Source organism: Acidovorax sp. SUPP3334 (genome assembly GCF_030159055.1).
Lineage (GTDB): Bacteria > Pseudomonadota > Gammaproteobacteria > Burkholderiales > Burkholderiaceae_C > Paracidovorax.
Genome location: NZ_BQXQ01000042.1, coordinates 18,319 through 36,616, shown reverse-complemented (window position 1 = coordinate 36,616; position 18,298 = coordinate 18,319). Strand labels below are relative to the sequence as shown.

The window sequence follows — 18,298 nt, the reverse complement described above, 5'->3', positions numbered from 1 at the left end:
AGCGACCGGCTCGAACTAGCTCGACCATCTGTTGGCGGAAGTCCGCCGGGTACGGCGGTCTTACTTTGGACATTTGCGACTCCTTGAACACAAAGAATGATGTGTCCACGGAACCGGGTCAACTCCACCTGCGGTACACCCGTCAGTTCGGGCGGGCTTCACCAAACTTCGCTAACCTACTGTCACTAAAGTACTTTTAGCTTCTTTCAGATTCGCGCGACTTCGGTACACTCCCATAGGCAAGCACAAACCTGCCGAAACTCATAATCCTTTGGTCGTCGGTTCAAGTCAGCCACGCCCTACCATCGCTTTCTGCTTGAAAGAGATGTGACGAGAAAAGCCGCCGATGACGATGTTTCAGAAATCAGGCTAAAAACTGCGCTAGAATTGCATTCTTGCTTACTTAGCCGCAAGCCTTTTTTAAGGGAAGCGGCAACAGTTAGTAGTGAATGATAGTGCCTAAAACGTGCTAGAATTCAAAGCTTAGCGGCTGTAGCTCAGCTGGATAGAGTACTTGGCTACGAACCAAGGGGTCGTGGGTTCGATTCCTGCCAGCCGCACCAAACGGTAAGCCCTAGAACAGAGATGTTCTAGGGCTTTTTCGTTTTTCTCCAATGTCTTTTTGTTCAGAATATTCCCATGAGCAAGGCATTCACCAAAGAATCGGATGCATCCGACGAGGACGACGAGTTATCTCCAGCGCCTCTGCCTAAAGGCAGCAAGAACTACATCACTCCAGCGGGCTATGCACGGCTGCGTGGAGAGCTGTTGGATCTGATAGACAACGAGCGGCCCAAAATTGTCGAAATCGTGCACTGGGCTGCTAGCAATGGCGATCGATCTGAGAATGGTGACTATCTATACGGTAAAAAGCGCTTGCGCGAAATTGATCGTAGGATACGGTTTCTGACCAAGCGTCTAGAAATTGCCGAAGTGGTTGATCCGTCGGTTCACGCAGGAGGTGACCAGGTCTTTTTCGGCGCTACCGTCGTTTACAGCGACGATGAAGGCGTCGACCGCACCATTACCATTTTAGGTATCGATGAAGTCGAAACGGCGCTATCGCAAGTGAGCTGGGTGTCGCCTGTGGCTAGAGCGTTGCTGAAAGCGCGTGAAGGTGACCAAGTTCAACTTGCCACGCCAGGGGGCAATCGCACTTTGGAGATCATTGAAGTGCGCTACCCGGCGCGCAGCGCTGCTTGAGTTGGTCGCCTTCGCAGAACGAGCGACATATCAATCGCTAACCTTGGGGCAGAACACGGAAGGCGCGAAGCACCGCAGGGGTCCTGCGGAGATTGCGCAAGGACGCCTCCACATGGGCTTGGTCCCTCGCTGCGATGACAAAGCGTAGATCTGTCGTGTCCATTGCGGCTTCATCGTCCATGTCGACGTGGACAATGTCTGCTTCTGAACCGGCCAATTCAGCTGCAATGCGCGCCAGGACGCCTTTGCCGTTCGCAACCGTGACAACAATGCCGGTTTCGAACATGCGTATAGGTTCGTCGGCCCAGTCCACTGCGATGAAACGTTCGCTGTCTTTGTGCTGAAGTTTTTTGGCAACGCTGCATTGAGCGTTGTGAACAACCAACCCTTCACCGCGGCCCAGATATCCGACGATCGGATCCCCAGGAACCGGCCGGCAGCAGTTCGCATACTGCACAGACGCGTTTTCGCTGCCATCCAGGGTAACGCCGCCTTGTGACAGCGTCTCATGGGACGAGTATCTTTCACGCGTCAACAGCAAGGCATCGGGACGATGGCCATGCTCGGCCATGAGGACCATCAGACGCTTGGCCACAATACCGGCAATGCGCTTGCCCAAACCGATGTCGGTCATAAGCTCTGTACGCGTTCGATTGCCTGTAAAGCGCAGTAGCTTGTCCCACAAAGGTTGGTTTTCAGCCTCTGTCGGTAGCCTTTCCAGTCCCTCTGCCCTCAAAGCCTGGGTCAAAAGTTTTTCACCGAGTCCTGCGGATTCGGTATGTGCAAGCGTTTTGAGATAGTGGCGAATCTTGGAGCGCGCCCTACCTGTGCGCACAAAGCCCAGCCACGCGGGATTGGGGGTGGAAACGGGGGCGGTAATGACTTCCACCACATCGCCATTCTTCAGTTCGGTTCGCAACGGAACTTGCTCGTTATTGATTTTTGCCGCGGTGGTACGGTCACCGACATTGCTGTGAATGGCATAAGCGAAATCGACAACTGTGGCGCCCCGAGGCAGGGCCATGATCTGGCTCTTCGGCGTGAAAACATAAACTGCGTCGGGGAATAGATCAACCTTCACGTGGTCCCAAAATTCCGCTGCGTCGCGCGTTTCGTTCTGAATGTCCAGCAGCGACTGGAGCCACTTTGTGCCCAGCCGCTCAGCGGCCGAGCCATCAGCATCCTGCGCTTTGTACAGCCAGTGCGCCGCTACGCCCGCTTCAGCGACCACATGCATTTCTTCCGTGCGCATCTGGAATTCGATGTTCACTCCAGAGGGGCCCACCAGCGTGGTGTGCAGGGACTGGTAGCCGTTGAGCTTGGCAATGGCGATGTGATCTTTGAATTTGCCAGGAACGGGCTTGTACATCTGGTGGAGCACGCCCAGCGCGGTGTAGCAATCGACCACCGTCGGCACGATGACGCGGAATCCGTAGATGTCAGTGACTTGCGCAAAGCTCAGGTGCTTCGTATCCATCTTTTGATAGATGGCGAAGAGCGTTTTCTCGCGGCCCGCAAGGCGTGCTTTCATCCCCAGGCGGGAAAAGGCGGTGTCGACTTCGGCTTGCACCCGCTGCACGATGTCGCGCCGGCGGTTTCTGGATTTATTGACAGCCTTGGAGAGCGTTGCATAGCGCCAGGGGTGTAGATGCCGGAAGGAAAGATCCTGAAGCTCGCGATATGTCTGGTTCAATCCCAGCCGATGTGCGATCGGTGCGTAGATTTCCAGGGTTTCTGAAGCGATCCGGCCCCATTTGCTGCGTGGCATGTCCGACAGCGTGCGCATGTTGTGCGTGCGGTCAGCCAACTTGATCAAAATGACGCGCACATCGCGGGCCATCGCTAAGAGCATCTTGCGGAATGATTCCGCTTGGTTTTCTTCGCGGGTGTTGAATTGCAGCTTGTCCAGCTTGGTCAGTCCATCCACCAGTTCGGCTACGGGCAAGCCGAAACGATCGATGAGGTCGGATTTGGTGACCCCGCAATCTTCCATGGCGTCATGGAGAAGAGCTGCCATAAGGGCCTGGCCGTCGAGCTTCCACGTAGCGCACTGGGCCGCCACTGCGATCGGGTGGGTGATGTAGGGCTCACCGCTGTTGCGCAGTTGTCCAAGATGTGCCTCATCAGCGAATCGATAGGCTTGTCGAACCTGTTCAATACTGGCTGCGTCGAGGTATCCAAGATTATCGGTAAGGGCCGCAAAACTGGCCGCTGCTGCGTTGGCGGCTGCTGCGGACGTGCTTCCCGCTGCCCCGTTTTCGCCAGGGCGCGGGTCTTGGGCAGATGGTTTATTCAAGACCGCATTCATGCCCTTAATGTAGCGTGCTCATGGTATTGCAGCATTTGGCCAAAAAAAAGCACCGCAAAGCGGTGCTATTGAGGCTGCAGTTGCAAACCTGATGCGTTAGCCAGGGACCTTCTTCAGCATTTCCAGGCCGACCTTGCCTTGCGCAATTTCACGCAGAGCGGTCACTGCGGGTTTGTTGCGGCTTTCGATCTTTGGAGCGTGCCCTTGGCTGAGCATGCGTGCGCGATACGTGGCTGCCAGCACGAGTTGAAAGCGGTTGGGGATGTGCTCGAGGCAGTCTTCAACGGTGATGCGGGCCATGCGGCTTCTCCAGGAGGTCAGGTGATATTGAGAGATTCGAACGTGTCGGCCCGTGCGCGGCGTTGCGCCGCATACTTGAGCCGCTGGGCGTGGACGATGGTTTTCAGGTCGAAAAGCGCACGCTCAAATAGCTCGTTGATTATAACGAAGTCAAATTTGAACGCTTGTTCCATCTCTTGCGCGGCGTTCTTCAGCCGGATCTCGATGACATCCGGGGCATCTTCGCCTCTACGTTCCAGTCGGGAACGCAACTCTTCCCAACTGGGAGGAAGGATGAAGATAAGGACTGCGTTGGCAAAAGCCCGCTTGACCTGAATGGCGCCCTGGAAGTCGATTTCCAGGACAACGTCAGCCCCTTGGGCGATGCGTTCTTCAATGGCTTTGCGGGAAGTGCCGTACCGGCGCCCATGCACGTGGGCCCATTCCACGAACCCGTCGGAGGCGACCATCGCGTCGAATTCCTGCTCCGAGGTGAAGAAGTATTCGCGGCCATGTTTTTCCTGGCCGCGTGGTGCGCGGGTGGTGTGCGAGACCGATGGCTGGACGTGGGAATCGAGTTCCAAAAGCGCTTTGACCAAGCTCGATTTGCCCGCGCCGCTGGGCGCTGCCACTACGAATAGATTTCCAGGGTAGTCCATGCGGGATATGTGCTGGCTGCTATCAAAAATGAATTATCACTCACTCGATGTTCTGGACCTGCTCGCGCATTTGTTCGATCAGGACCTTCATGTCCACGCTGATGCGCGTGAGTTCCATCGCTGCCGATTTGGAGCCTAGCGTGTTGGCTTCGCGGTGCAGCTCCTGAATGAGGAAGTCCAGCCGTTTGCCGACTTCGCCGCCTTTTTTCAACAAGCGCTCGATTTCGTCCAGGTGGGAGTCCAGCCGGGTGATCTCTTCGGCCACGTCGATGCGGATCGCGAAGGCCGTAGCCTCGGTCAGTGCGCGGTCCTGGGCGGCTTCAGGCAATGCGGCGTTGTCGGCCAAGGCCATGGCTTCCTTCCAGCGTTCCATGAAGCGCTGGCGTTGCTGCTCAACCAATTTGGGGACGAGCGGCGTGGCCTGGTGGGCGAGCGCGCGCAATTGTTCGAGCCGGTCTTGCAGCATGGCCGACAGGCGCTTGCCTTCGCGTTCCCGGGCGCTGACAAGGTCTTTCAGGGCTTTTTCGGCCAGGGCGGGCACATCGTCGCTCCAGTCGTCCTGGGCCGAGCCGGCATTGGCGCACAGCCGCAGCGCATCCGCGACGCTCAGAGGGGCCGCGTCGGGAAGCCAGGCTCGGACGGCGTCCTGTGCCGAATTCAAACGCTGCAGCAGACGAGGTGCCGGGTCGGGGAGGGCGCTCGCGTCCTCGCTTTCGATGGAGGCGCGCACTTCGACCTTGCCACGCTTGAGCCGCGCGGTGATCAGCCCTCGCAGAACCGGCTCCTGGGCGCGCAGTTCATCGGGCAGCCGGAATGACAGATCCAGAAACCGGCTGTTGACGGAACGAATCTCCAGGCCCAAACGGCGCGTGCGGCTGTCGGTTTCGCCCCCTCCCGCAGATGCGCTTTGCTGCGCGCTGGCGTATCCGGTCATGCTGTAAACTGCCATTGGACTTTTCGGTGGTTGCTTGCGATCCGGCGATTATCCGGGTTCCGATTCGTGCCCGAGGTTTCTTCGCAAAATATGTCAAAAATCAAGCCGGCACCCTTGCCGCCCGACACCACGATTGGTGGCTACCGCGTGGTGCGCAGGCTCTCCTCTGGCGGCTTCGGCGTGGTGTATCTCGCCATCGATCCCGACGGCCAGCAGGTCGCCATCAAGGAATACCTGCCCTCTTCCCTGGCCACCCGCGGTCCGGGCGAGTTGCTGCCCAAGGTTCCGCCCGAAAAACTGTCCCTGTACCGCCTGGGCCTCAAGAGCTTCTTCGAGGAGGGGCGCGCCCTGGCGCAGATATCCCACGCGTCGGTGGTGAGCGTACTCAACTTCTTTCGGGAGAACGAGACGGTCTACATGGTCATGAACTACCTGGAGGGTGCCACCCTGCAGGATTTCATCATCACCGCGCGAGACCTCAAGACGCAGAAGGTGTTCCGCGAGTCCACGATCCGCTCGTTGTTCGACGAGGTGCTGCGCGGCCTGCGCATCGTGCACCAGCACAAGATGCTGCACCTTGACATCAAGCCGGCCAACATTTTCATCACCGACGACAACAAGGCCGTGATGATCGATTTCGGCGCTGCACGCGAGGTGCTTTCCAAGGAAGGCAATTTCATCCGTCCGATGTACACGCCCGGCTTCGCGGCGCCGGAGATGTACCGCCGCGATTCGTCGATGGGCCCATGGACCGACATCTATGCGATCGGTGCCTGCATCTACGCATGCATGCAGGGGTTTCCCCCCAACGAAGCGCCGCAGCGTTCCGACAAGGACCGCCTTTCGCTCGCGCTCACGAAGCTGCGCGGCGTGTATTCCGACAACCTTATCGAAGTGGTCGAATGGTGCATGGCGCTGGACCCTCTGTCGCGGCCGCAGTCGGTGTTCGCGCTGCAAAAAGAGCTCAGCCGTGAAGGCGAGCGGCGCTACACCAAGCTGTCGGTGGGCGAGAAGATGCGGTTGCAGCTCGACACGCTGGTGTCGGACACCAAGAAGAATGTGCAGAAAGTGGGCGAGGCCACGCGAATAGGGGCAAAGCCGAAATGAAATTTTCCGTCTTCCAGGTCAGCCGTCGTGGTGGCCGCGAAACCAATGAAGACCGCATGGGCTACTGCTACACGCGGGAATCGAGCCTGTTCGTGCTGGCGGACGGCATGGGTGGCCATCCTGAAGGCGAAGTCGCGGCACAGCTGGCGCTGCAGACGGTTTCGGCAGCGTTCCAGCGCCACGCCAAGCCCAAGCTGGAAGACGTGCACGGCTTTCTGGCCGACGCGCTGCTGGCCGCGCACCACCAGATCCTGCGCTACGCGGCCGACCGCGGCATGCTAGACACGCCCCGCACCACGCTGGTCGTGGCCGTGGTGCAGGAAGGCTGCGCCAGCTGGATCCATTGCGGCGATTCGCGCCTGTACATGGTGCGCGGTGGCGATCTGTTCACCCGCACGCGCGACCATTCGTACCTGGAGCTGCGGAACATGCCGCTGCAGGGCATCGAACGGGTAAACCGCAACGTGCTCTTCACGTGCCTGGGGTCACCGACCAAGCCGATCTATGACATCACCGGCCCGGTCGCGCTGGAGCAGGGGGATCGCATCCTGCTGTGCTCCGATGGCCTCTGGGGCACGCTGGACGACGACACCATCGCGCGCCAGCTGAGCCGCCTGCCTGTCTCGCAGTCGGTGCCGGACCTGGTCGAGGATGCGCTGCGAAAGGCCGGCGATACCAGCGACAACGTGACCGTGGTGGCGCTGGAGTGGGAGACGCCGGACGCGTTCGAATCCACCCAGGGCATTTCGACCGACAGCATCAGCGACGATGGGTTTTCGTCCACCATCCAGGCCGGACCGCTCGACATGGTGGATGACGACATGGACGACGAGGCCATCGAGCGCTCCATCGCCGAAATCAACGAGGCCATCCGCCGGTCGGCGGCCCGCAAGGCCTGAAGGTCCGCTGCGGCGCCTGCTGGGCGCCCGACCTGTTTTCGCTCTCACCGGAACCCATTGCATGACCACTTTTCCCCGCCCTGGCGGCCGCGCCGCCGACCAGTTGCGCCCGGTGCGCATCACCCGCCGCTACACCATGCATGCCGAGGGGTCGGTGCTGATCGAGTTCGGCAACACCAAAGTGCTGTGTACGGCATCGGTCGAAGAGCGCGTGCCGCCCCACAAGCGCGGCAGCGGCGAAGGCTGGGTGACGGCCGAGTACGGCATGCTGCCCCGCTCCACCCATACCCGCAGCGACCGCGAGGCCGCGCGCGGCAAGCAAAACGGCCGCACGCAGGAGATCCAGCGCCTGATCGGCCGCAGCCTGCGGGCCGTGTTCGACCTGAAACGGCTGGGCGAGCGCACCCTGCAGCTCGACTGCGACGTGATCCAGGCTGACGGCGGCACGCGCACTGCGGCCATCACGGGGGCATGGGTCGCTGCGCAGGATGCGGTCGCGCACTTGATGAAGACCGGCAAACTGGCCGAGTCGCCCATCACTGCGCCGCTGGCCGCCATTTCGGTCGGCATCGTGGAGGGAACGCCATTGCTCGACCTCGAATATGTGGAAGACGTGGCCTGCGATACCGACATGAATGTGGTGATGACCGGTGCCGGGCACTTCGTGGAGGTGCAGGGCACGGCCGAAGGCGTGGCGTTCACCCGCCAGGAGATGGACCGCTTGCTGTCGCTGGCCGAGAAAGGCGTGGCCGAACTGGTGGCGCTGCAGCAGGCCGCGCTACTCGATTTTTGATAGCAGACTTTGCTAGAGAGATAAGCGGTGGACGGCATTTTGATGCCAACCGATCCCCAGCCAGCCGATTGGCACGGTAAAAAGAATTTGCTATTTAATTGATAGCGATGCTCCCTAGATGAATATGCGCCAGAGGCCATTTTGACCATGAAGATCGTATTAGCCTCCAACAACCAGGGCAAGCTTGCCGAACTGCAGACCCTGCTGGCCCCGCTCGGGGTGGAACTGATCCGGCAGGCGGATCTGGGCGTCGGCGAGGCAGAGGAGCCTTTTCACACCTTCGTCGAAAACGCACTGGCCAAGGCACGCTTTGCCGCCCGGCACACCGGCCTGCCAGCGCTGGCCGACGATGCCGGCCTGTGCGTCGATGCCTTCGGGGGCCTGCCGGGTGTGGACACCGCCTACTACGCGACCCAGTTCGGCTACGAGAAGGGCGATGCCAACAACGTGCGCGCGCTGCTCGAACAGATGCAGAGTGTGGACCAGCGCCGCGCTGCGATGGTGAGCACGCTGGTGGCGGTTCGCACGCCCGAAGATCCGGAGCCGCTCATCGCGGTCGGTCGGGTCACCGGCGAGATCGCGCGCGAACCCCGGGGCAGCCAGGGCTTCGGTTTCGATCCGATCATGTTCATCCCCGAGTTCGGCAAGACCTTTGCCGAGCTGCCGGTGGCGGTGAAGAACGCCCACAGCCACCGTGGCCGCTCGGCGCAGCAGATGCTGGCGCTGATGCGAGAGCGCTGGTTCTGAGCGCGTTCGCTACTTTTCTGAGACCCTGCTGGCCGTGTCCATTCCTGCTTCCCCTTCGCCCCCCGCTTCCATCCCCATCGTTGCCGAGGGGGCGGCAGAGGCTGCGCCAGCGCCTGTGCGCGATGTTCAGCATTCCATGCGGCCGGGCGTGCTGCAGCTGAGCAGCCTGCCTCCGCTGTCGCTGTATGTGCACCTGCCCTGGTGCCTGAAGAAATGCCCTTACTGCGATTTCAACTCGCACGAGGTGCGCGATGCCAGTGGTGCGCAGGCGCTTCCCGAGCAGCGCTACCTGGATGCGCTCATGGCCGACCTGGAAGCGGCGCTGCCACTGATCTGGGGCCGGACGGTGCACAGCATCTTCATCGGCGGGGGGACGCCCAGCCTGTTCTCGCCAGCCTCCATCGACCAGTTGATCGGTGGCCTGCGCGCGCGGCTGCGGCTGGAGGCGGACTGCGAAATCACGATGGAGGCCAACCCCGGCACCTTCGAGAAAGACCGGTTTCGCGCCTACCGCGCGGCCGGAGTGACGCGGCTGTCCATCGGGGTGCAGAGCTTCGATGACCGCTTTCTGACGGCTTTGGGGCGGGTGCATGACCGAGCGCAGGCTCTGGCCGCCGTGCAGGAGGCCGCCCAGTCGTTCGAAACCTTCAACCTGGACATCATGTACGCCCTGCCGGGGCAGACGCTGGCCGATCTGGAGCAGGACATGCGCACCGCACTGGACCTCGGGCCACCGCACATTTCGATCTACCACCTGACGATCGAGCCCAACACCGTCTTCGCCAAGTTTCCGCCCACGGTTCCGGAGGACGATCTGGCGTACGCCATGCTCGACCGCATCACCGAGATGACCGGAGAGGCCGGCATGCAGCGCTACGAAATCTCCGCCTATGCCAAAGACGGCCACGGCTGCTTCCACAACACCAACTATTGGCAGTTTGGCGACTACCTGGGCATTGGCGCCGGGGCGCACAGCAAGATCAGCTTCGCGCACCGCGTGGTCCGGCAGGTGCGCTTTCGAGACCCGGCGCGGTACATGGACCACGCGCTCGCGGGCCACGCCGTGGCGAAGGACGAAGAGGTGCGCCGGGCGGACCTGCCGTTCGAATACATGCTCAATGCCCTGCGCCTGAAGGAGGGGTTCGCGCTGCAGGATTTCACCGCGCGCACCGGCCTGCCGCTCACCGCGATTGCCAAGGCGCTGGAAGAGGCCGAGCGCAAGGGCCTGATCGAGCGCGACATGCTGCGGGTGCGCCCGACCGAGCGGGGCTTCGATTTCCTGAGCGATCTGCAGGAACTGTTTCTGGCGGATTGACGGGCAGGCGCCGAAGGGATGAGCCGGCCCTGCCCGTGGTGTTCAGCCGCAGCGGGCGGCGACGATGCGGCCGTTGGCATCCACCTGCAGGTTCAGGCGCGTGGCGTCGAATTCCTTGGTGACGATCTGGTCCGGGCGCAGCACCCGGGCCATCTGCGCGCCGGAGCGTACCCGTGCATCCTCCACCACCTTGGCGGTGCTGTTCTGGCCGACCACGACCTGGGCTGGCGGGCCGCTGCAGATCCCGCCGACCGGCGCGCCGGTGCTGCTGGTGGTGCCGTTGGAGCTTCCCCAGGGCGCGTTGGTGGTGCAGCCGGCCAGCAGGGCTGCAGCGGAAAGGGCGAAGACGGTCAGGGAACGATGGGACATGGTGAATGGCAGTGTCGTTGGTGAAAGGGGGCACACCTTATCGCAGCGATTTCGGGGCGGGGTCACGAGTGGTAACGCGATGGTGTCAGTGCGCTTGCCCGCGCTGCGCCGTCATTCCTTCGCCGGAATCGGCTGCGCTGCGGCCGATGCGTCCAGCCCCATCTCGCGCACTTGCGCGGCAGCGGCGTTGGCCTGCGACGCCGAAGCGAATGGCCCGACCCGCACCCGCAGCAGCTTCTGGCCGCTGGCGGTGGTGATGGGCTGCGACGTGGCGGGCAGACCGGCTTTGCGCAGGCGGGCGTGGGCGCGTTGCGCGTTGGCCGTTTCGGCGAAAAGGCCGACGTTGATGTACAGGCGACGGTCCGCTACGGGTGCCGAGACAGCGCTTGCCGTGCTGCTGGCGCCCGAGGCTTTTTCAGCGGTGGTTGCAGGGGACGGGGCCAGCCGCGATGCCGCTGGTTTGGCGGCAGATGCACGGCTCTTGGGGCTCTCGGCCACAGGCCGCGGACCGGATGCAGGTGTGGACGCAGGGGCCTGTGCTTGCGACGCGGTCTGCATGCGCGATGCGGCCGGAGCGGGTGCCGAGGCTGCTGCCGCCGTTGCGGCCGTCGCGCGGACCGATGGCGCCACGCTCTGGGACGCTGCGGTCCGCGCAGGGGCCACGGTGGTGCTTGGCGGGCTTGATGGGCTCGACGCGACGGACGGCGCACTGGCGCGGCTGGCTGACACCGCCGCAGATACCGCTGGCGCCGGAGCCGGTTTCGGCGCCAGCGGGATGGACGCTACAGTCGCGGGCGCCACTGCCGATGTTGATGCGGGAGCGGTTGAATCAGGATTTGGAACGGGAGCAGAGACGGGGGTGCCGGTCAACGGCCCCGACGCAGTGGTTGCCGGAGCGCTGGCTGCGCTGACTGGTACTGCAGGTGCCGCAGGCGTGGGTCCAGCGGTTGGCTCGCTGCTGGTCAGTGACGCCCACGATGCGCCGGCAGGAAACAGCAGATACACCACCAAGGCTGCGACGGCCAAAGCCACGTTGGCACCGACGATCCAACCCAGCCTGCGCCGGGTCGCCGCATGGCGGGCGAGCCATTCGCCCGCCTGGGGCAGGGTGGCAGAAGCCGACAGGGCTTTGGTGATCCGTTTGCGCACATCGGCGTGGAAGATGGCATCGCCATAGAGACCGGGCACCACGGTCGCGGCCAGCAGAAATGCGAGAAGCACGCCCGCCAGCACCGGAAGCGGCCACTGAACCAGGTATTTGCCCACTGCGAAGACCAGCAGGGCGACGCCTTCCAGGGCGGCCACGTAAACGAGGGCCGCGCCCCACAACTGGCGGAACACCAGCCAGTTCAGCGTGAACAGGGCTGCGGCCCAGTTCCAGCGCGGCAGCGGGCGCCCGGCGGTGTCGAGCCGCTCGAAGGCCGGCAGGTAATGGTCGGTATTGATGGGGCCGATCGCGGCGCGGTACAGCGCCCCGATGGTGCTGTCGTCGGAGCGCCTTGGCGCGATGGGAGCGTGGGCCGCGTAAGCCGTGTGGGCGAGCATGGCGCGATTTTGGCATGCACCCCGCCGTGGACAACCGCCGGTGAGTGCGGGTTAACCAGGGCTGGGAGCGGCCCTCACCGGGGCGGCGCCTGCATCCGCATGGACGATGGTGTACAGCCCCACATCGACCCGGCCGGTGCTGAACCCGGCTTCGCAGTAGCACAGGTAGTACTCCCACAGGCGCCTGAAGGGCGCGTCGAAACCCAGCGGCTCGATCGATGGCCAGGCACTCAGAAAGCGGTGCCGCCACTCGGCCAGGGTGGTGGCGTAGCTGGGGCCGAAGGTTTCGGCGGCCTGCAGGGCCAGGCCCGCCCGCGCCAAGGCGTCGCGCAGCCGCGAGGGCGAGGGCAGCATGCCGCCCGGAAAGATGTAGCGCTGGATGAAGTCCGTGGTGCTGCGGTACTGCTCGAAATGTTCGTCCGCGATGGTGATGACCTGCACGACAGCGCGGCCACCGGGGCGCAGGCGCTCTTTGAGCGTCTCGAAATAGGCCGGCCAATAGCGTTCGCCGACGGCTTCCAGCATTTCGATGGAAACGATGTGGTCGAACTGGCCTTCGACATCGCGGTAGTCCTGCAGCCGCAGATCGACGCGCTCCGTGAGGGATTCTTCCTGCACGCGCTGCCGGGCATGCCGCAATTGCTCGGACGATAGCGTGAGGCCGGTCACATTCGCACCCGTGTCGCGGGCCAGGGCGATGGCCAGCGCCCCCCAGCCGCAGCCGATCTCCAGTACCCGTTCGCCGGCCTTGGGAGACAGCAGCGTGGCGATGCGGGCCAGCTTGGCGTGCTGGGCCTGCTCCAGCGATTCCTGCCCGGTGCCGTAGATGGCGCTGGAATACAGCATGTCCGGGTCCAGCCACTGGGTGTAGAAATCGTTCCCCATGTCGTAGTGGAAGGCGATGTTCTGGCGGCTGCCTCGCCGCGTGTTGGCGCGCCGCAGGTGAAAGAGCCGCGCGACCAGCCGGGCGGGCAGGCTGGCCTGCAGTGCGCGGCCCCAGCCAGCTTCGTTGCGCACGCCCAATTCGAGCAACGCAGCCAAGTCGGGACTGGACCATTCGCCCTGGCGGTAGCTTTCGGCCAGGCCGAGGTCGCCGCCCACGGCCAGCCGCCACAGCGGCTTCCAGCGGTGCAGCACGATGGTGCCGTGCGGACCGGGCTCTGCGCCCCGGCCTTCCGCGCGTTCGCCACCGGGCAGCTCCACGGTCAGCGTGCCGCAGCTCACGTTGGTCAGCAGGCGTCGAAGAATGCGCTCCAGCGGCCGAGAGCGCCAGGTGGTGCGGGCCGGGAGGGTGGTGGCAGCCGTTGCGCCCGCGTGCGCGCCGTCCGTCGGCAGCCCGGTGGATGGGGTGGGGAGTGTCATAGGTCTTTTGCCTTGATGATGGTCACGGGCACAGTGGGCGCAGGCGGTTTGGTGTGCAAGGGAACCCGCTTGAGCCACAGCCGCAGCGCCTCCCAGTGAATGGCTCCTATGACCTTGAGCGTGAGCAGCGGGTGGGTGATGAATGCGCGCGCCAGGGCCCCATCGCTCAATGCCCGGCGGCGGGCCTGCAGGCGTGCGACCAGCACCGGGCCGCGCGCGTCGCTGGCCGTGATGCCTACGCCCATGCCAGGGCGTTGCGGCGCGGGAAGCGACACGTCGAAGGCATAGCGCATCGACAGCGCGAGGAAGGGCGACACGTGAAAATCTTTCTCGCACTGCTGCCGGATGCGGGTGGAGTGCCGCTCGGATTCAGGCACGGCGATGAGGTAGCTATGGCGCTCGCCGAACGTGTTGTTGACCTCGTACAGCAGGGCCTGAAGCACGCCATCGGGCCGGTGGCAAAAATACACGGTGAGCGGATTGAAGGCGTAGCCCAGGATGCGCGGCATGGTCAGCATCTGAATGCGGCCTTCGGGAGCGAGCCCTGCGGCGACCAACTGTTGATCCAGGTGCTGGCGCAGCGAAAGCCCTTCGGCACCGCCATAGTCTTTTTCCCGAAGGCTGAAGAGATTGAAGCGATTGACGGAGAACAGACGCAGCCTGCGGTCCAGATCCGGCAGCTCGTCGAGATCGAGCAGCAGCGAGAAGACGCGGTACTGCAGCCGGTGGCGGGCCGGGCTGAGCCGCTGGTGCATCACGCGGCCCGTGTAGAGCGCTGACTGCTCGGTCACCGTGCCGCTCCCGGGCTGGCCGCGGCGCCTGCATGGGCTGCGGGCAGATGGATGCGCCCTGACTCGTTCGCCACGGTCCACGGCCGGCGCACGCCGCCCAGGGCTTCCGCCACCGCAAGGCCGGCCTGCAAACCGTCTTCATGAAAGCCGGAGCCGAAGTAGGCGCCGCAGAACCAGGTACGGCGCTGGCCTTGCAGCGACCAGAGCGCCTGCTGCGCCCGCATGGCGGCGCCGTTGAAGATCGGATGCTCGTAGGTCTGGCTGTGCAGCAGGTGGCGGGGATGCGGCTCCTGGGTCGGGTTGAGGGTCAGGAACAGCGGGGTCGCGTCCGGAATGTGCTGCAGGCGGTTCATCCAGTAGGTCACGCTCAAGGCTTCGCTGTGGCCTCGCTCGGCCGCGTAGTTCCAGCTGGACCATACGGCGCGGCGGCGAGGCATGAGCGCAGGGTCGTTGTGCAGCACGGCCCGGTTGCGGCTGTAGCCGAAAGCGCCGAGCAGCGTCGACTCGGCCTCGCTCGCGTCGGGCAGCAAGCGCAGGGCCTGATCGGCATGGGTGGCGATCACCACCTGATCGAAGCGCCGCGACTCCTGCGCGTCGCCCGTCCGAACATAGACGCCTTCGGCCGTGCGGCGCAGCTCGATGGCGGCGCTCTGCAGGCGCAGCCCCGCACCGAGGATGCCGGTGATCTTTTCCACGTAGCGCTGGCTGCCGCCTTGCACCGTGCGCCAAGCAGGCCGGTGGCCGAGATTCAGCAGATGGTGGTTTTCGCAAAAGCGCACGAAGGCCTGGGCCGGGTACTCGCCGATGCGGGCTGCAGGGGTGGACCAGATGGCCGCGGCCATGGGGTAGAGATGGTCTTCCCGAAATGCCCGGCCGTAGCCGTGCCGGTCGAGGTATTCGTTGAGCGAAATGTCGCCGAGCTGCCGTACATCGTCGGGTGCCTGGCGGTAAAAGCGCACCAGATCGCGCAGCATCGACCAGAACCGCAGCTTCAGCAGATTGCTGCGCTGCGCAAAAATGCCGGAAAAACCCGATCCGCTGTATTCGAGTGCGCCGCCATCCAGGCTCACACCGAACGACATTTCGGTCGTCAGCGTGGGAACTTGAAGGTGGGCAAACAGCGCGGTGAGGTTGGGGTAGGCCGACTCGTTGTAGACGATGAAGCCGGTGTCCACGGCGATGTCGCCATCCGTACCTGGCACGGTGACGGTGTGGCTGTGTCCGCCCGGCCGGCGGTCGGCCTCGAACAGGGTGACCTGGTGGCGCGGAGCCAGCAGCCATGCGGCCGACAGGCCCGAAATGCCGCTGCCGATCACGGCCACGTCCAGCGCCCGCCCGTTGGCGGGTGCGTCGGCGGGCGATGCGGGCGCAGCCGCCGCATGGATTGTCATTGCGTCATCCTCGAAGTCTCCTCGTGGGCTATTGTGTGGCTATACGCAGTGACCCGGCATTTGGATTCCGTCAGATGGGCTGTGATCTAATCCGCCGAGTGTTGCGTATGAGCAGCATGACTACCGTCCGCCAGCCCGCCGAGCGGCCTTCCAGGCCTCGAAAATCCTGGCCCCCTTATCTGTCGATCGTGACCCAGCCAAACACCTTTGGAGCCCATCCGACAGGGGAAGAGTTGAGTGCCCTCGTCCAGGCGGTGGCAACGCACGGCGATCGGCAGGCTTTTGCGGCGCTTTTCAAGCACTTTGCGCCGCGCGTGAAGGCCTATCTGATCCGCTTGGGTACGGCAGAGGCAACGGCGGAAGAGTTGGCCCAGGAGGCGCTCGTCAGCGTATGGCGCAAGGCGCATCTTTTCGATCCGTCCCATGCAGGCGTTTCCACCTGGGTTTTCACGGTCGCGCGCAACTTGCGGGTGGACCATTTCCGGCGCCGCTCCTATCAGGAACTGGAGCTGGAAGAGGGGCAGGCCGAACGCATGCCCGACACCGCTTTGGAGCCCGACGAGCATTGCCAGGCCGCGCAGCAGGAGAGTGAAGTGCGACGTGCCATGCAGCAGCTATCGCCCGACCAGGCCCATGTGCTGCGCCTGTCGTTCTTCGAAGAACATCCCCATGCCCAGATCGCACAGGATCTGGGCATTCCGCTGGGCACCGTGAAATCCCGGGTTCGCCTTGCGATGAACCACCTGCGCCGGTTGCTCGGCCACCTTGAGCCATGACGATCCAACATCACCCCGCAGACGAAGTGCTGCTCGCCCAGGCTGCTGGGCACCTTTCTGCTGCAGCGTCGCTGTTGGTTCGAACCCATGTGGATATGTGCGCCCACTGCCGGGAGCGCCTGTGCACGCTCGACATGGTCGGCGGGGTGTTGCTTGAAGGGATGGCGCCCGCCATGCTGCAGCCTGATGCCCTGGCCCGCACCCTGGCTGTTCTGGACGGGCCCGATCGGCATGCTCGACCACGTCCCGGGCCGGTACGCGGTGGTTCATCGCGCCCTGCGGGCTGGCCCGAGGGCGCTTTCTGGCCGGGCGCGCTCGATGCGTGCAAGGTATCGCCCTGGCATTGGCTCGGGCCCGGCGTGCGCTGGAGCCGGGTGACGGTGCCCGGCGATGCCGATGCGAACGTTCTGCTGCTGCGCATCGGTGCAGGCAAGCGCCTTCCACAGCACACGCACAGCGACGTGGAGTGGACGCAGGTGCTGCATGGCGCATTCCACGACGGACGGGCTCTGTTCGGTCCTGGAGATTTCGATGGCGCCGACACGCAGGTCCACCACCAACCTGTGGTGGAAGCCGGTGGAGAGTGCATCTGCCTGGCGGGCATCGAAGGCCGCGTGCTTTTCGATGGCGCCATGGCGCGCTGGGTGGGGGCGCTGGTCGGAATGTGATGCCGAACCGCGCGGGGCTTGATGGAGAGCCCCGCACGGCAAAGTCGCGCTGTCAGCGCAGTTCGCCGCCCCAGCGCAGCGTGGCCAAGCAGGCAGCGGTCGCTGCGGCGCTGGTGACGAAGGCGCCCCAGCACATGTCGGCGATGGTCACGCTCCAAGGCCAATCTTTCAGCGTCGCCTGGTTGGTCAAGTCGTAGGTGGCGTAGGCGATCAGCCCCAGCAGGGCACCCATGCCCATGGCCGTCAGCCAACTGCGTTGTTCGACCCCCGGCAGCACGGCAATCATCACCACGCCAGCCACATAAAGCAGATAGAACAGCGCCGCAGGGGCCACGGAGAACTTGTCCTGCATGAGGTGCCCGATGCCTGGCCGGTAGAGGCGATCGGCCATGGTGGAGAGCCAAATGGCGTCGAGCGCCAAAAAGACCAGGGCCGTGGAGGCGTAGGCAACGGCAAGGGGGCGGATCATCATGGTTTTCTCCTGAAGGCGCGGTACTTCCGCAGTTATTTCAATCGGTAGCTCAGTTTTCGGCCGTTGCCGACGGTGGAATCGAGCCCGATCCACGCGCCATCGGCGGCGTACCAGAGGTCAATCGGGTGAGTCAGGCCACCGATGCGCCAGAGCGATGCCGGCACGGCTTGGCCACGTACTTCCACCGTGCCATCGTCCTGCCGGTTCACTTGCACCGTCTCGGCCTTGCCGGTCTGGGCATTGAGCAACTGAGCCTGGGTGCGAATGGCGGGGTTCCAGTAAGCGAAGCTCAAGGTGCATCCCGTCCCTGCAGCAGCAACCGAGGGGCTGGCCGGCGTTGGAAAGCGCAGATCGACTTTGTTGAGCTTGCCGTCGTCCTGCGTCTCTGCGGTAATGGTTTCCAGGCAGCCGTTGCGCCATGTTTCATGGGCATCGTGCCGGTATCTGTACACCACGATGCCCAGCAGCTTGACGGTGAAGCGGGCTTCGCTGATGAGCGTTCGCTCGTGTTCCGCGGGGGCCAGCAGGTGAAAGCGATGCTCGCCAATGGGCGATCCATCCAGAGTGACCTGAAAATTCCAGTCAGCCGCAGGGGGCATGGCAGCGATTGCAGACTGTGTCCAGAGCGACCCCAGTGCCGCAGCCGCGCAAAAGGTGTACCTGGCGAGAGAGGGCGGTGC

At 63.6% G+C, this 18,298-nt stretch carries 19 protein-coding genes and 1 tRNA gene; 9 read left to right on the top strand and 11 right to left on the bottom strand.

The features are described from left to right. The first annotated feature begins 486 nt into the window (after positions 1-486). Together AVHM3334_RS19605 and greB are read left to right on the top strand one after the other, a co-directional pair. Positions 487-563: transfer RNA gene (locus AVHM3334_RS19605), tRNA-Arg, on the top strand. 76 nt (positions 564-639) lie between these two features. After that, on the top strand, positions 640-1,203 hold the full coding sequence (gene greB, locus AVHM3334_RS19600; protein ID WP_284415132.1) for a transcription elongation factor GreB: 564 nt from the start codon (positions 640-642) through the stop codon (positions 1,201-1,203). Positions 1,204-1,240: 37 nt separating this feature from the next. Here greB and AVHM3334_RS19595 read toward each other — a convergent pair whose 3' ends face one another. The 4 genes from AVHM3334_RS19595 to AVHM3334_RS19580 form a co-directional block, all read right to left on the bottom strand. Further along, positions 1,241-3,511 (bottom strand): RelA/SpoT family protein, encoded by a 2,271-nt coding sequence (locus AVHM3334_RS19595; RefSeq protein ID WP_284415130.1) that lies wholly within the window; start codon positions 3,509-3,511, stop codon positions 1,241-1,243. A gap of 96 nt (positions 3,512-3,607) precedes the next feature. Beyond that, entirely contained in the window at positions 3,608-3,811 is a 204-nt protein-coding gene (gene rpoZ / locus AVHM3334_RS19590) for a DNA-directed RNA polymerase subunit omega (RefSeq protein WP_092741155.1), read from the bottom strand. Positions 3,812-3,828: 17 nt separating this feature from the next. Then, the gene (gmk, locus tag AVHM3334_RS19585) at positions 3,829-4,449 is read right to left on the bottom strand and encodes a guanylate kinase (RefSeq protein ID WP_284415127.1); all 621 of its coding nucleotides are present in this window, start codon (positions 4,447-4,449) and stop codon (positions 3,829-3,831) included. Positions 4,450-4,489: 40 nt separating this feature from the next. Further along, the gene (locus AVHM3334_RS19580) at positions 4,490-5,383 is read right to left on the bottom strand and encodes a YicC/YloC family endoribonuclease (protein ID WP_284415138.1); all 894 of its coding nucleotides are present in this window, start codon (positions 5,381-5,383) and stop codon (positions 4,490-4,492) included. Between the two features lie 90 nt (positions 5,384-5,473). Here AVHM3334_RS19580 and AVHM3334_RS19575 point away from each other — a divergent pair, with 90 nt between their 5' ends. The 5 genes from AVHM3334_RS19575 (at position 5,474) to hemW (ending at position 10,244) form a co-directional block, all read left to right on the top strand. After that, positions 5,474-6,490, top strand: coding sequence for a serine/threonine protein kinase (locus AVHM3334_RS19575; RefSeq protein WP_271466039.1), 1,017 nt, complete (start codon positions 5,474-5,476; stop codon positions 6,488-6,490). Beyond that, positions 6,487-7,389, top strand: coding sequence for a PP2C family protein-serine/threonine phosphatase (locus tag AVHM3334_RS19570; RefSeq protein ID WP_284415121.1), 903 nt, complete (start codon positions 6,487-6,489; stop codon positions 7,387-7,389). The genes AVHM3334_RS19575 and AVHM3334_RS19570 overlap by 4 nt, the downstream gene beginning before the upstream one ends. Positions 7,390-7,450: 61 nt before the next feature. Beyond that, positions 7,451-8,182: a ribonuclease PH gene (gene rph / locus AVHM3334_RS19565; protein WP_284415120.1), complete on the top strand. Its 732-nt coding sequence runs from the start codon at positions 7,451-7,453 to the stop codon at positions 8,180-8,182. Between the two features lie 147 nt (positions 8,183-8,329). After that, entirely contained in the window at positions 8,330-8,929 is a 600-nt protein-coding gene (gene rdgB / locus AVHM3334_RS19560) for an RdgB/HAM1 family non-canonical purine NTP pyrophosphatase (RefSeq protein ID WP_284415119.1), read from the top strand. Positions 8,930-9,065: 136 nt separating this feature from the next. Next, a complete protein-coding gene (gene hemW / locus AVHM3334_RS19555; protein ID WP_284415136.1) occupies positions 9,066-10,244 on the top strand; it encodes a radical SAM family heme chaperone HemW in 1,179 nt (392 codons plus the stop codon). Positions 10,245-10,286: 42 nt separating this feature from the next. Here hemW and AVHM3334_RS19550 read toward each other — a convergent pair whose 3' ends face one another. From AVHM3334_RS19550 to AVHM3334_RS19530, 5 genes are all read right to left on the bottom strand, one after another. After that, the gene (locus AVHM3334_RS19550; protein ID WP_284415118.1) at positions 10,287-10,613 is read right to left on the bottom strand and encodes an I78 family peptidase inhibitor; all 327 of its coding nucleotides are present in this window, start codon (positions 10,611-10,613) and stop codon (positions 10,287-10,289) included. A 111-nt stretch (positions 10,614-10,724) separates the two neighbouring features. Then, complete coding sequence (locus AVHM3334_RS19545) at positions 10,725-12,158, bottom strand: SPOR domain-containing protein (protein WP_284415117.1); 1,434 nt, start codon at positions 12,156-12,158, stop codon at positions 10,725-10,727. A gap of 51 nt (positions 12,159-12,209) precedes the next feature. Next, entirely contained in the window at positions 12,210-13,520 is a 1,311-nt protein-coding gene (locus tag AVHM3334_RS19540; protein ID WP_284415116.1) for an SAM-dependent methyltransferase, read from the bottom strand. After that, complete coding sequence (locus AVHM3334_RS19535; protein ID WP_284415115.1) at positions 13,517-14,311, bottom strand: DUF1365 domain-containing protein; 795 nt, start codon at positions 14,309-14,311, stop codon at positions 13,517-13,519. Before AVHM3334_RS19535 ends, AVHM3334_RS19540 begins: the two co-directional genes overlap by 4 nt. Continuing rightward, positions 14,308-15,702, bottom strand: a complete 1,395-nt coding sequence (locus AVHM3334_RS19530; protein WP_284415114.1) for an NAD(P)/FAD-dependent oxidoreductase — start codon at positions 15,700-15,702, stop codon at positions 14,308-14,310. Before AVHM3334_RS19530 ends, AVHM3334_RS19535 begins: the two co-directional genes overlap by 4 nt. A gap of 74 nt (positions 15,703-15,776) precedes the next feature. Between AVHM3334_RS19530 and AVHM3334_RS19525 the strand changes: the two genes are divergently transcribed. Then, positions 15,777-16,478: a sigma-70 family RNA polymerase sigma factor gene (locus AVHM3334_RS19525; protein WP_284415113.1), complete on the top strand. Its 702-nt coding sequence runs from the start codon at positions 15,777-15,779 to the stop codon at positions 16,476-16,478. After that, positions 16,475-17,146, top strand: a complete 672-nt coding sequence (locus tag AVHM3334_RS19520) for a ChrR family anti-sigma-E factor (RefSeq protein WP_284415112.1) — start codon at positions 16,475-16,477, stop codon at positions 17,144-17,146. The genes AVHM3334_RS19525 and AVHM3334_RS19520 overlap by 4 nt, the downstream gene beginning before the upstream one ends. Before the next feature lie 52 nt (positions 17,147-17,198). On the opposite strand, the gene AVHM3334_RS19515 is transcribed toward AVHM3334_RS19520, so the two are convergent. Further along, entirely contained in the window at positions 17,199-17,618 is a 420-nt protein-coding gene (locus AVHM3334_RS19515) for a DUF2177 family protein (protein ID WP_284415110.1), read from the bottom strand. Between the two features lie 32 nt (positions 17,619-17,650). Next, the gene (locus AVHM3334_RS19510; RefSeq protein WP_349816634.1) at positions 17,651-18,217 is read right to left on the bottom strand and encodes a DUF6134 family protein; all 567 of its coding nucleotides are present in this window, start codon (positions 18,215-18,217) and stop codon (positions 17,651-17,653) included. Positions 18,218-18,298 lie beyond the last annotated feature (81 nt).